The sequence below is a fragment of the Streptomyces sp. NPDC053367 genome, from assembly GCF_044545925.1.
Classification (GTDB): domain Bacteria; phylum Actinomycetota; class Actinomycetes; order Streptomycetales; family Streptomycetaceae; genus Streptomyces.
On record NZ_JBITYN010000005.1, the window covers coordinates 50,203 to 62,321 of the forward strand.

At 72.3% G+C, this 12,119-nt stretch carries 11 protein-coding genes; 6 read left to right on the plus strand and 5 right to left on the minus strand.

Annotated features, from left to right (window positions below):
• Positions 1-71 precede the first annotated feature (71 nt).
• On the plus strand, positions 72-1,100 hold the full coding sequence (locus ACIGXJ_RS15590; protein ID WP_399644959.1) for an LLM class flavin-dependent oxidoreductase: 1,029 nt from the start codon (positions 72-74) through the stop codon (positions 1,098-1,100).
• An 84-nt stretch (positions 1,101-1,184) separates the two neighbouring features.
• On the opposite strand, the gene ACIGXJ_RS15595 is transcribed toward ACIGXJ_RS15590, so the two are convergent.
• The gene (locus tag ACIGXJ_RS15595; RefSeq protein WP_399644961.1) at positions 1,185-1,577 is read right to left on the minus strand and encodes an SCO5389 family protein; all 393 of its coding nucleotides are present in this window, start codon (positions 1,575-1,577) and stop codon (positions 1,185-1,187) included.
• A gap of 299 nt (positions 1,578-1,876) precedes the next feature.
• On the opposite strand from ACIGXJ_RS15595, the gene nucS reads away from it, so the two are divergent.
• On the plus strand, positions 1,877-2,548 hold the full coding sequence (gene nucS / locus ACIGXJ_RS15600; RefSeq protein ID WP_399644963.1) for an endonuclease NucS: 672 nt from the start codon (positions 1,877-1,879) through the stop codon (positions 2,546-2,548).
• A 90-nt stretch (positions 2,549-2,638) separates the two neighbouring features.
• Here the strand turns inward: nucS and ACIGXJ_RS15605 are convergent, their stop codons facing one another.
• The 3 genes from ACIGXJ_RS15605 to ACIGXJ_RS15615 form a co-directional block, all read right to left on the minus strand.
• On the minus strand, positions 2,639-5,314 hold the full coding sequence (locus ACIGXJ_RS15605) for an ATP-binding protein (RefSeq protein WP_399644965.1): 2,676 nt from the start codon (positions 5,312-5,314) through the stop codon (positions 2,639-2,641).
• A 252-nt stretch (positions 5,315-5,566) separates the two neighbouring features.
• Positions 5,567-5,890 carry an STAS domain-containing protein gene (locus tag ACIGXJ_RS15610; protein WP_399644967.1) on the minus strand — a complete coding sequence of 108 codons (324 nt, stop codon included), beginning with the start codon at positions 5,888-5,890 and terminating at the stop codon, positions 5,567-5,569.
• A 187-nt stretch (positions 5,891-6,077) separates the two neighbouring features.
• The gene (locus tag ACIGXJ_RS15615) at positions 6,078-6,926 is read right to left on the minus strand and encodes a 3-hydroxyacyl-CoA dehydrogenase family protein (RefSeq protein WP_399644969.1); all 849 of its coding nucleotides are present in this window, start codon (positions 6,924-6,926) and stop codon (positions 6,078-6,080) included.
• Between the two features lie 156 nt (positions 6,927-7,082).
• Here ACIGXJ_RS15615 and ACIGXJ_RS15620 point away from each other — a divergent pair, with 156 nt between their 5' ends.
• Entirely contained in the window at positions 7,083-7,655 is a 573-nt protein-coding gene (locus ACIGXJ_RS15620; protein WP_399644971.1) for a cob(I)yrinic acid a,c-diamide adenosyltransferase, read from the plus strand.
• Here ACIGXJ_RS15620 and ACIGXJ_RS15625 read toward each other — a convergent pair.
• Positions 7,652-8,191, minus strand: a complete 540-nt coding sequence (locus ACIGXJ_RS15625; protein WP_399644973.1) for a hypothetical protein — start codon at positions 8,189-8,191, stop codon at positions 7,652-7,654. The genes ACIGXJ_RS15620 and ACIGXJ_RS15625 overlap by 4 nt on opposite strands.
• A 152-nt stretch (positions 8,192-8,343) precedes the next feature.
• Between ACIGXJ_RS15625 and ACIGXJ_RS15630 the strand changes: the two genes are divergently transcribed.
• From ACIGXJ_RS15630 to ACIGXJ_RS15640, 3 genes are all read left to right on the plus strand, one after another.
• Complete coding sequence (locus tag ACIGXJ_RS15630; RefSeq protein ID WP_399644975.1) at positions 8,344-9,525, plus strand: sensor histidine kinase; 1,182 nt, start codon at positions 8,344-8,346, stop codon at positions 9,523-9,525.
• On the plus strand, positions 9,522-10,163 hold the full coding sequence (locus ACIGXJ_RS15635) for a response regulator (RefSeq protein ID WP_399644977.1): 642 nt from the start codon (positions 9,522-9,524) through the stop codon (positions 10,161-10,163). Before ACIGXJ_RS15630 ends, ACIGXJ_RS15635 begins: the two co-directional genes overlap by 4 nt.
• Before the next feature lie 125 nt (positions 10,164-10,288).
• Positions 10,289-12,118: a glycosyl hydrolase family 18 protein gene (locus tag ACIGXJ_RS15640; RefSeq protein ID WP_399644979.1), complete on the plus strand. Its 1,830-nt coding sequence runs from the start codon at positions 10,289-10,291 to the stop codon at positions 12,116-12,118.
• The last annotated feature ends 1 nt before the right edge of the window (position 12,119 follow it).

Here is a 12,119-nt window from a genome sequence, read left to right on the forward strand (position 1 = left end):
CCTCGGCACGTGTCGGGGGGTTATGCCGGGTGGGGGAGCTCCGTGTCGGAGCCAAGGAAGCAGGAAATGCGATGCGCGTAGGAAGTTTCGTGCTGGCCGCCCAGTTCCCGGGGCAGGGCCAGGGGGAGGCGCTGCACCGGGCGGTCCGCTCGGCCGAGGTGGCGGAGGAGGCCGGGCTGGACGCGGTCTGGCTGGCCGAGCACCACTTCGTGCCGTACGGCACCTGCCCGTCCGCGGTCACCCTGGCCGCGCTGCTGCTCGGGCGGACCCGCCGGATCCGGGTCGGCACCGCGGTGAGCGTGCTGCCCACCACCCATCCCGTGACCCTCGGCGAGCAGGCCGCGCTGCTGCACCTGACGAGCGGCGGCCGCTTCTCGCTGGGCGTCGGGCGCGGCGGGCCGTGGGTGGACCTGGAGGTGTTCGGCGCGGGTCTCGACGCGTACGAGAACGGCTTCCAGGAATCACTCGATCTGCTGGTGCGCTGGCTGCGCGAACCCTCGGTCGCGGCCTCCGGCGAGCGCTTCGCCTTCCGCGAAGTCCCCGTCGTGCCGCGCCCGTCGGAGTCGCTGACGGACACCGCGGGCCCCGAGGTGCTGGTCGCCTGCACCTCCCCGGCGAGCGTACGGCTGGCCGCAGAGCGCGGGTTGCCGATGCTGCTCGGCATGCACGTCGGGGACGAGGAAAAGGCCGAGATGGTCTCCCTGTGGCGGCAGTGCGCGCGGGCGGCCGGCCGCACCCCGGAGGAGATCCGGGAGGCACCCCATGTGTCGGCGGGTGTCTGCCAGATCGCGGACCGGCGCACGGACGCGGCCGAGACCCTGCTGAAGGCCATGCCGGGCTGGCTGAAGCAGGGCCTGGACGCGCATATGACGGTGGACGGCCGCGAACGCCGTATGCGCGATCCGCTGGCGTACACCGAACTGCTCTGCGGGCTGCACCCCGTGGGCACCCCGCGGCTGTGCGCGGACCGGCTGGCCGCGACCGCCGAGCGCACCGGTGTCTCCCGCTTCGCGCTGCTCGTCGAGGGCTCGGGCGATCTGACGGCCACGGAGGAGAACGTACGGCGGCTGGGCGCCGAAGTGCTCCCGCAGCTGCGCTGAACCGCCGTGCCCCCTGGATGCTTGCCGCCCCAACACAGGCTGCACCTCCCGTGTACGGAGCGGCAAGCGGGCTGTTCAACCGCCTCAGCAGTCCCGAAGCTCCGGAGACTGGTTCAGCAGCTGACCGCGGATCGAGGTGAAGCGGGCGAGCCTCTCGTCGGCGGAGGCGTCCAGCGGGAACACCGCCACCCGGTGGCAGTTCTGGAAGGCCAGCCGCACCCCGAAGTGCCGCTGCAGCGCCCCGCGTATGGCGTCACTCGCGAGCGCACGCAGCAGCTGACCCCGTGCCTGCTCGTCCGGCGGAGGCGTCTGGTTGTCGGCGAACTGTCCGCCGTCCACCTTCAGCTGGGCCACCAGGGAGCTGATCATCTCCCATGCGTAGGGCAGGGAGGTCCGGACGCAGTCGACGAAAGCTGCTTCGTCGACCTCGCCTCGCTCGGCCTGTTCGAGTAGGGCCGGTGAGACGTCGAGCGACATGGGTTCTCCTCTCGCACCCCCGCACCAGCAGGGGTTGCCGGACAGATAAGGGAGTCCGCGACGATCGATACGCTGCGTACACACATCGCAACCTCCCGTTTAATACGGTAGGCAACCGACGGTGACGGCACCAGGAGAATGCGCACATAGGACACGGCAGTTGTGCGCACAATCGGCCATCGATGAACAGGAGCTATCTGGATCAAAAGGGGCGGTCTCCAGGGCTTCCGGCAGGGTGGCCGCGGGCGGCGGGCGGGCGAATCGCGTGCACCCGCGTCCGTCGAGTAGCGTTGCGGACCATGCGTCTCGTCATCGCCCGGTGCTCCGTCGACTACGCCGGCCGGCTCACCGCCCACCTGCCCTCGGCTCCCCGCCTGATCCTGGTCAAGGCGGACGGCAGCGTCTCCATCCACGCCGACGACCGGGCCTACAAGCCCCTGAACTGGATGTCGCCGCCCTGCACCCTGAAGGAGGGCGCGGGCGACGAGGCCGGTGTGTGGACCGTCGTCAACAAGGCGGGCGAGAAACTGATCATCACGATGGAGGAGGTCCTCCACGACTCCTCGCACGAACTGGGCGTGGACCCCGGTCTGATCAAGGACGGCGTGGAAGCGCACCTGCAGGAACTGCTCGCCGACCGCATCGAGACGCTCGGCGAGGGTTACACCCTGATCCGCCGCGAGTACATGACGGCCATCGGCCCGGTCGACATCCTCTGCCGGGACGCCGAGGGGCAGACCGTCGCGGTGGAGATCAAGCGGCGCGGCGAGATCGACGGTGTCGAGCAACTCACCCGCTATCTGGAGCTGTTGAACCGCGACCCGCACCTCGCGCCGGTGCGCGGCATCTTCGCGGCCCAGGAGATCAAGCCGCAGGCCCGTGTCCTCGCCACGGACCGCGGCATCGGCTGCCAGGTCCTCGACTACGACGCCCTGCGCGGCATCGAGGACGACAAGCTGCGGCTGTTCTGAGCCACACCGCCACCTGCTTCTCCTCGCCGTACGGCATCCAGGGCCGGGTCTCCTCGCGGGAGCCCGGCCCTGACGCGTGCGCGGGGCCGGTCAGATGACGTCGGCCGAGCTGCTCGGGCTGCTCGCGGCACCGGACTCCGAGGCGCTCGCGGAGGCGGTGGCGGTGCCGCCGGCGGTGTCGGTGGGGGGCTGCGGCGGCGTCTCGGTGGGCGTCTGCGTCTCCGTCGGCGTGGGCGTCGGCGACGGGCTGCCGCTTCCCGTCTCGGTCGGCGTCGGGGTCATGGTGGGACGGCCCGTCGGAGACCCGGACGGCGGCTTCTTCGACGTGGAGCTCACCGACGGCTCGGGCGTCGGCTCGGGCGAGCCGCTCGGGGTGTCCGACGGCTCCGGCGGGGCGGTGGTCTCGGGGGGCGCCTGGCCGTCGGAGGTGGCCCCGGTGCCGGTGTCGGTGGGCCGGCTGGTGGCCGACCCGGTGTCGCCGCCCGGGGCTTCGCCGGTCTCCTCGGCGCCCGGGGCGTCGTCGCCCCCGCCGTCGAGGGAGGTCGGGTTGACGCCCACCCGGTTCGAGGGGTCGTCCACGTCGTTGTTGTCGGAGGTGGCGCCGAGGGTCACCACCGTGCCCAGCACGGCGACGAGCAGCGCGCCCGCACCCGCGGCGGCGAGGTTGCGCCGGGCCAGCCCGCGCAGCCCGCCGCGCAGGGCGCGGCGCGGCCCGGAGGCGGTGGCCCGGTCGGTCACCAGGTCCGGGGCGTCGTCGGGCCGGTGCAGCGGCGGGAAGGCCGCGAGGCCCGCCGGGACGCCGCCGGACGACGGCTCTCCCGCGCCGGGGCCGGAGTCGGCCCCACGCCCGCCGGCCGGTGTGCCGGAGGCTCCGCCGAGGGCGCCGTAGGGCAGGCCGCGGCCCGGTGTCGAGGTAGGACCGCCGGGCTGGCCCCCCGGGGACGCGCCGGGGGCGAGCGGACCCGGGCGGCTCTTGGACAGCCCCGCGCCCGGCCCCTCCTCGGGGGCCGTGCCCGCTCCGCCCGGCGCCAGGAGGCCCGGTGTCGTACCGGAGCGGTCGTCGACCAGGGCCAGCGCGCGGCGGCCGGCGACGGTGCCGCGCTTGTCGGCGAGGGCGCCGCGCAGGCCGATGGACGCCTCCAGTTCGGCGCGGGCGCGGTCGAGCTGTCCGCCGCACAGGGCGAGGATGCCGAGTTCGTGGTGGAAGTAGGCCTGCTCGGAGACGGCACCGGCGAGCCGGGCGGCCTCCGCGCCGGAGCGCAGGGCGCGTTCCCAGGCGCTCCAGCCCAGGCCGGCGGCGAAGGCGGGCGCGGCCGTGCGGGCCAGTTGGACGGCCGGGCTCTCCTCGTCCTCGGCGGGCACGGTGGTCTGCGGCACCAGCGCGCTCAGTGCGGCGAGCACGGCGTCGGCCTCGGCGCAGACCCGCTCCGGCGTGACCGAGGGGTGTCCCGCCCACCAGGTGTAGTGCTGTGCGGCCGTCAGGGCGTAGGAGTCGATGTCGTCGGTGTAGCCGGCGGCCTCCAGCTGGGTCAGCACGCCCGCGGCGAGGCGGTAGTGGCCGCCGACCGGGGAGACCAGGGCGCAGCCGAGGAGTTCACCGAGGGCCGCGTCGGCGTGGGTGTCGCCGATGAGGGCGGGCAGGTGGGCCTGGTGCGGGATCTCGCCGCCGAGGGCGACGGCGAAGCGCAGGGTGGCGCGGGCGGAGGTGCTGAGCCGGGAGGCGAGCAGCGCGGCTGGCGCGGCGCCCTCGGCGAGGGAGGGCAGGGGTATGTCCTCGCCGGCCGGCGGCTCACCGGGGACGGCGTCCTCCAGCGGGACCTCGGGCTCGAAGACGCCGTACTCGTCGAGGGCGTCGACGCCCGCCCGCAGCCGGTCGCGCTGCCGCAGCAGGGCGCCCGCCTGGACGAAGCGCAGGGGCAGGCCCTCGGACTCGAACCACAGGTCGCCCGCCCAGTTGGCCTCGTCCTCGGTGAGGGTGCGGCCGACGGCGTGCTCGAGGAGCTGGAGTCCGCCGGCGCGGTCGAGGCCGTCGAGGAAGACCTCCTCGATCGCGGAGTCGGCGGACGGGGCGGGCACGTCCGGCGTGGCGGCGATCAGGAACGCGCACTCGGGGGTGGCGTCGAGGAGCGCGTCGAGGGCGGCGCCGCCGAACTCGATGTCGTCCAGGACGACGACGGCACCGATCTCACGGACGTGGTCGAGCAGTTCGGCGCGTTCCAGCCGGTGCAGGGGGGCGCGGTGGACGGCGTGGAAGAGGTCGTGCAGCAGGTCGTCGGCGGTGCGGCGGAAGCCGCTGAGCCGGACGACCCCGTCGGGGGCGAGGTCGGCGCAGTCGGCGGCGACGACGTCGAGGAGGCGGGTGCGGCCGGAGCCGGCGGGCCCGGTGAGGCGGACGGAGCGGCCGCGGGCGAGGAGGCGGACGAGCCGTTCGTGCTCGTCCTCACGGCCCAGCAGCGGCAGTTCGGCGCGCGCCGGTCCGGGCGGGACCGGCGGGGCGGCGGCCCGGGCGGCCTCCGCGCGTTCGGCGGCGGTGCGCTTCTCGGGCGCGGCGGGCCGCCGGTCAGGCGGGCACAGCTCGATCTCGCTGCCGTCGACGGGGTTGACGGTCAGCAGGTACTCGCCGGAGACGAGCTGCACCATCCGGGCCTGGCCGGGCCCGTGCTGGCCGAGGTCGTTGGTCAGGGGGTCTCTGGGCGGGCGCTGGCGCGGCGGCTGGCCGGCGCTGTCGTGGCCGCCCGCCCCGGAGCCCCGGGTGTTCGGGTCCATCGGTGTCTAGCCCCCAAAAGCGTCGTGTGGCGTGAGCCCCTCCCGGCCTTGCTGCACACTGCGCTGTCGCTTCTGGTCCGGTACCCGCTCGTGGGTTTCTGGCGGCGGGCAAGCGAACCGTAAACCTTCGCTCGGTATCCGCGACAGTCCGGGGTGCCGGTCCGTCCGAGACATCACGGTCTTGTGAGGATTGGGCCCGTCGGGTGTTTCGACGCCTGACGTCCGGGTCCTGGTCACCGGCCGTACGCGCGCTCACACGCGGGGCAGCGACTCCACGCCGAGTCCGCCCTCGATGGCGAGGATCCGGTGCAGCCGGGTGGCCACGAGCAGGCGCTGCATCTGCGGCGGTACGCCGCGCAGCACCAGGCGGCGACCGCAGCGGCCGGCCCGTCGGTGGGCGCCCATGATCACGCCGAGTCCGGTGGCGTCCCACGAGTCCAGTTCGGACAGGTTCAGGATCAGATCGCCGGCTCCGTCGTCGACGGCCGAGTGCAGGACCGTACGGGCGTCCGCCGCGGTGCGGACGTCGAGGCGGCCCCCGACGACCACCTCGGCGTGGTCGCCCCTGATGTGCATATGCGCTCCTGTGCGTGCGTCTGGTGCTCCGCGATGCGATGGGTGTGGTGCCGCGTTCTGCGTGCCACGGTTGCAACCTCTGACGGCGTCGCGCTGCCAGAGGTTGCAGTCCGTAAGCGAACCGATACCGAATTCACCCCGAGGCGTGACACCCCTGAGTGGTGTGCGGTTTCGGTCGCCCGGTGTCTCAGTGCTTGTAGAAGCCCTGCCCGCTCTTGCGGCCGATGTCACCGGCGTCAACCATCCGGCGCATCAGCTCCGGCGGAGCGAACTTCTCGTCCTGGGTCTCGGTGTAGATGTTGCCGGTGGCGTGCAGCAGGATGTCGACGCCGGTGAGGTCGGCGGTGGCCAGCGGACCCATGGCGTGGCCGAAGCCCAGCTTGCAGGCGAGGTCGATGTCCTCGGCGCTGGCGACGCCCGACTCGTAGAGCTTGGTGGCCTCGACGACGAGCGCCGAGATCAGCCGGGTGGTCACGAAGCCGGCGACGTCACGGTTGACGACGATGCAGGTCTTGCCGACGGACTCGGCGAACTCCCGCGCGGCGGCGAGGGTCTCGTCGCTGGTCTTGTAGCCGCGGACCAGCTCGACGAGCTGCATCATCGGCACCGGCGAGAAGAAGTGCACGCCGACGACCCGCTCGGGCCGCTCGGTGACGGCCGCGATCTTGGTGATCGGGATGGCGGAGGTGTTGGAGGCGAGCACGGTCTCCGGGCGCACGATCTTGTCGAGCGTGCGGAAGATCTCGTGCTTGACCTCCAGCTTCTCGAACACGGCCTCGACGACGACGTCCGCGTCGGCGGCCGCGTCCAGGTCGGTGGTCGCGGTGATCCGGCCGAGGGCGGCCTCGGCGTCGGCCGCGTCCAGCTTGCCCTTGCTCACGAACTTGTCGTACGACGCCTTGATGCCGTCCGTGCCGCGCGCCAGGGCCTCGTCGGTGACGTCGCGCAGGACGACGTCCCAGCCCGCCTGCGCGGAGACCTGGGCGATGCCGGAACCCATGAGACCGGCCCCGATGACGGCGAGCTTCCGTGCCACTCCGACTCCCCTTGTGTGCATACACGCTGTTTACGTTTGCTCACGGCGGACACTAGCGGGCGTGAGCCGCTGTGTGACCGGTTAGTAATGCGCGTCACGTCTCACATGACGGACATCACACCGGTGGAGGCGGCGGGGCATAACTACCCTGACCTCATGGTCAATCTGACGCGCATCTACACGCGGACCGGCGACAAGGGCACCACGAACCTCGGTGACATGAGCCGGGTGCCGAAGACCGATCTGCGGATCGCCGCCTACGCCGACGCCAACGAGGCGAACGCGGTCATCGGCACGGCGATCGCGCTGGGCGGCCTGGAGGAGGACATCGTCAAGGTCCTCACCCGGGTGCAGAACGACCTGTTCGACGTGGGCGCGGACCTGTCGACGCCGGTGGTGGAGAACCCCGAGTTCCCCCCGCTGCGGGTGGAGCAGTTCTACGTCGACAAGCTGGAGGCGGACTGCGACCGCTTCAACGAGCGCCTGGAGAAGCTGCGCTCCTTCATCCTGCCCGGCGGCACCCCGGGCGCGGCCCTGCTGCACCAGGCCTGCACGGTCGTACGGCGGGCCGAGCGCTCGACATGGGCCGCGCTGGAGGTGCACGGCGAGGCGATGAACCCGCTGACGGCGACCTACCTCAACCGGCTGTCGGACCTGCTGTTCATCCTGGCGCGCGCGGCCAACCAGCAGCAGGGCGACGTGCTCTGGGTCCCCGGCGGGGAGCGCTAGCCCACCTTCTGCCGCTTGGGGAACAGTGTGTAGCTCGCGGCGATCACCAGATTGATGCCGATCACCCAGAGCATGCGCTGCTGCCAGGCGCGCAGGGAGCTGGTGTCGCCGTCGCCGTCGACGTACCAGACGGCGCACTGGAGCAGGGTCAGGGCCACCGCGGCCGCGAGGACCCAGCGGGCGGCGACCTTCCACTCGTGGACCGCGCGGGCGGTGCCGTACTTCGGCGGCCGCACCGGTGGCGGGCCGCCCGCGAAGCGGTGGGCGAAGCGGGCGTCGGCCCACTTGACGGTGGAGTGGCCGAGGCCGACGGTGAAGCCGATGTACACCGCCGCCAGGCCGTGCTTCCAGTCGGGCTGCGCCCCGTTCTTCAGGTCGATCGCGGTGACGGTGAACAGCACGGCCTCCAGCAGCGGCTCGCACAGCAGCAGCGCCAGGCCCACACGCGGCATCCGCAGCAGATAGCGGAAGGACAGTCCCGCGGCCAGCAGCGCCCAGAAGGCCACCTCGCAGGCGACGATCAGTCCGACGATCACGGTTCGCTCCTCTCGGTCACCCTTCCAGGCTCGCCCGGCGCGGGGCCGGTTTCGTCGTCGCCGGTGAGGAACCGCGGGTACATCGAAAGATGCAGTCCAGGACCCTTCCCGGGATGCACGCGCCGGGCCGGGCGGCGGTGTTGGATGAGGGCATGCCGCTCGCGCTCCCCCGCCCGCACCGCTTCGACGTGTACCTCGCCGTCGCGGGGCTGCTCGGCGGTCTGGTGATGTGGCTGCTCGGCCTGGACATCGCGGGCAGCGGGCTGGTGTCGTACGACTGGGCGCTGATCCCGCTGGCCGTGACGGCGGCCATGGAGACCCTGCGCCGCGTGCGGCCGCAGGCGGCCCTGGTCGTGGGCACCGCCGCGCTGTTCGCCGACGCCCTGACCCCGGGCAACCCGGCGACCATCCTGATGTTCACGGACCTCGCCTACGCGGCCGTGCTGTACGGCACCCCGGCCGCGGTCCGCCGTATCCCGGTCACCACCGGGCTGATCAGCATCGGCATCACCCTCGGCTTCCTGATCTGGTGGCGCGAGCCGGAGGCGCTGCTGGTCGGTCTCGGCGCGGCCATCGTCTCCTTCGGCCCGGCCGCCACCGGCGCGATCGTGCGCAACCACCGCGACGCCGCCGAAGCGGCCCGGCTGCGGGCCGAACAGACCGCGCTGCTGGCCGAGATGGACCGCGCCCAGGCCGTGACCGCCGAACGGGCCCGGATGGCGCGGGAGTTGCACGACATGGTGGCCAACCACCTCTCGGCGATCGCGATCCACTCCACGGCGGCGCTGTCCCTGGACGACCCGGCGACCTCCCGTGAGGCCCTCGGGGTCATCCGGGAGAACAGCGTCCAGGGGCTTGCCGAGATGCGCCGCCTGATCGGCATCCTCAGGGACAGCAGCGGCGACCTGGAGCCGGCCGCGGCACCGACGCTCGACGGGCTGGGCTCGCTGGTGGAGGGCGCCCGCGCCAACGGCCTCGACGTCACCGTGGACGCCGACCGCGGCGAGGGGCTGCCCGCGCCGGTCGGACTGGCCGCCTACCGGCTGGTGCAGGAGTCGCTGACCAACGCCCTCAAGCACGCGGGGCCCGGCCGGGTCACCGTACGGCTGCGGCAGCAGGGCGGCTCGCTGGCCCTCGCGGTGACGAGCCCGTTCGGTGACCGGGACGGGCCGCGGGCGCCTGGGTCCGGGGCGGGGCTCATCGGCATGCGGGAGCGCGTGGCCCTGCTGCGGGGCACGTTCGAGGCCGGCCCGGAGGATTCGGCCGACGGCAAGGTGTGGGCCGTACGGGCCACTCTGCCGATCGCGGACATCGAGGAAGGGAAGCGGGAATGATCCGGGTGCTGGTGGCGGAGGACCAGTCGGCCGTACGGGCGGGGCTGGTGCTGATCCTGCGCAGCGCGCCCGACATCGAGGTGGTCGGTGAGGCCGCCGACGGCGAGCAGGCGGTGGAGCGGGCCCGGGAGCTGCGGCCCGATCTGGTGCTGATGGACGTTCAGATGCCGCGGCTCGACGGGGTGTCGGCGACGCGGAAGGTCGTCGCGGAGGGGCTCGCCGATGTGCTGGTGCTGACCACCTTCGACCTCGACGAGTATGTGTTCGGGGCGCTCCGGGCCGGGGCTTCGGGATTCCTGCTGAAGAACACCGAGGCGCGGGACCTGATCGAGGCCGTGCGGACGGTCGCGTGCGGCGAGGGGATCGTGGCCCCGGCGGTGACCCGGCGGCTGATCGCCGAGTTCGCCGCCCGTCCCGTACGGCAGCCGAAGGCCGATCCTGCCGTCCTCGACGTTCTCACCCGGCGGGAGCGCGAGGTGCTGGCGTGTCTCGGCGAGGGGCTGTCCAACGCGGACGTCGCGGCCCGTCTGGACATGGCCGAGGCGACGGTGAAGACGCACGTCAGCCGGTTGCTGGGCAAGCTGGAGCTGCGCAGCCGGGTGCAAGCGGCGGTGCTGGCTCAGGAGTTGGGGCTCTGAGGGCACCTCGGGAGAAGTGGTCCAGACCTATTGACCTATGGTCCAGACCTTTCCTATCCTCGCCGCACCGTGGGCGTGAAGGCTCAGTCACGCCCCACACCCCCTGTCGACAAAGGAGGCGCTGCATGCGCTTCAGACACAAAGCGGCGGCCGGACTCGCCACGCTCCTCCTCCCCGTGGCCGGCATGGTCGGACTCGCGAGCCCCGCAGAGGCCGCGACCAGCGCCACCGCCAGCTACACCAAGGCCTCGGACTGGGGCACCGGCTTCGAGGGCCGGTGGACGGTGAAGAACACCGGCACCACCACCATCAGCTCCTGGACCGTCGAGTGGGACTTCCCCTCCGGAACCTCCGTCACGTCCGGCTGGGACGCCGACTTCAGCTCCTCCGGTCTGCACTGGACCGCCAAGAACAAGTCCTGGAACGGCTCCCTCGCCCCCGGCGCCTCCGTCACCTTCGGCTTCAACGGCACCGGCACCGGCTCCCCCACGGGCTGCAAGCTCAACGGCGGCTCCTGCGACGGCACCACCGTCCCCGGCGACACGGCGCCCTCCGCGCCGGGCACCCCCACCGCCTCCGACATCACCGACACCTCGGTGAAGCTCACCTGGAGCGCGGCCACCGACGACAAGGGCATCAAGAACTACGACGTCCTGCGCGGCGGCACCAAGGTCGCCACCGTCACCGGAACGAGCTACACGGACACCGGCCTGACCGCCGGCACCGACTACTCCTACTCCGTCCAGGCCCGTGACACCGCCGACCAGACCGGCCCGGCCAGCGGCTCGGTCGCCGTGCGCACCACCGGCGGCGGAGGCACCGACCCCGGCCCGCAGCCCGGCGCCAAGGTCAACCTCGGCTACTTCACCGAGTGGGGCGTCTACGGCCGCAACTACCACGTCAAGAACCTGGTGACCTCGGGCAGCGCCTCGAAGATCACCCACATCAACTACGCGTTCGGCAACGTCAAGAACGGTCAGTGCACCGTCGACGACACCTACGCCGCCTACGACAAGGCGTACACCGCCGACCAGTCCGTCTCCGGCACCGCCGACACCTGGGACCAGCCGCTGCGCGGCAACTTCAACCAGCTGCGCCAGCTGAAGGCGAAGTACCCGCACATCAAGGTGCTGTACTCCTTCGGCGGCTGGACCTACTCCGGCGGCTTCGGGCAGGCCGCGGCCAACGCCGCCGCCTTCGCCAAGTCCTGCAAGGCCGTGATCGAGGACCCGCGCTGGGCCGACGTCTTCGACGGCATCGACATCGACTGGGAGTACCCCAACGCCTGCGGTCTGTCCTGCGACACCTCCGGCGCCGCGGCCTTCAAGAACCTCATGCAGGCGCTGCGCGCCGAGTTCGGCCCGAACTACCTGATCACCGCGGCCATCACCGCCGACGCCAGCGACGGCGGCAAGATCGACGCGGCCGACTACGGCGGCGCCGGCCAGTACGTCGACTGGTACAACGTGATGACGTACGACTACTTCGGCGCCTGGGACAAGACCGGCCCGACGGCCCCGCACTCCCCGCTGACCTCGTACTCCGGCATCCCGAAGGCCGGCTTCAACTCGGCCGACGCCATCGCCAAGCTGAGGGCCAAGGGCGTCCCGGCGTCCAAGCTGCTGCTCGGCATCGGCTTCTACGGCCGCGGCTGGACCGGCGTCACCCAGTCCGCCCCCGGCGGCACGGCCACGGGCCCGGCGCCCGGCACCTACGAGGCCGGCATCGAGGACTACAAGATCCTCAAGGGCTCCTGCCCCGCCACCGGCACCGTCGGCGGCACGGCGTACGCCCACTGCGGCACCAACTGGTGGTCCTACGACACCCCCGCCACCATCGGCACCAAGATGACCTGGGCCAAGAACCAGGGCCTGGGCGGCGCCTTCTTCTGGGAGTTCTCCGGCGACACCAGCAACGGTGAGCTGGTGACCGCGATCAGCAACGGCCTGAAGTAAA

Bases quoted from the DNA above. Each gene is read 5' to 3' on its own strand.
- ACIGXJ_RS15590 (WP_399644959.1), top strand. From the start codon at position 72: ATGCGCGTAGGAAGTTTCGTGCTGGCCGCCCAGTTCCCGGGGCAGGGC.
- ACIGXJ_RS15595 (WP_399644961.1), bottom strand. From the start codon at position 1,577: ATGTCGCTCGACGTCTCACCGGCCCTACTCGAACAGGCCGAGCGAGGC.
- nucS (WP_399644963.1), top strand. From the start codon at position 1,877: ATGCGTCTCGTCATCGCCCGGTGCTCCGTCGACTACGCCGGCCGGCTC.
- ACIGXJ_RS15605 (WP_399644965.1), bottom strand. From the start codon at position 5,314: ATGGACCCGAACACCCGGGGCTCCGGGGCGGGCGGCCACGACAGCGCC.
- ACIGXJ_RS15610 (WP_399644967.1), bottom strand. From the start codon at position 5,890: ATGCACATCAGGGGCGACCACGCCGAGGTGGTCGTCGGGGGCCGCCTC.
- ACIGXJ_RS15620 (WP_399644971.1), top strand. From the start codon at position 7,083: ATGGTCAATCTGACGCGCATCTACACGCGGACCGGCGACAAGGGCACC.
- ACIGXJ_RS15630 (WP_399644975.1), top strand. From the start codon at position 8,344: ATGCCGCTCGCGCTCCCCCGCCCGCACCGCTTCGACGTGTACCTCGCC.
- ACIGXJ_RS15635 (WP_399644977.1), top strand. From the start codon at position 9,522: ATGATCCGGGTGCTGGTGGCGGAGGACCAGTCGGCCGTACGGGCGGGG.
- ACIGXJ_RS15640 (WP_399644979.1), top strand. From the start codon at position 10,289: ATGCGCTTCAGACACAAAGCGGCGGCCGGACTCGCCACGCTCCTCCTC.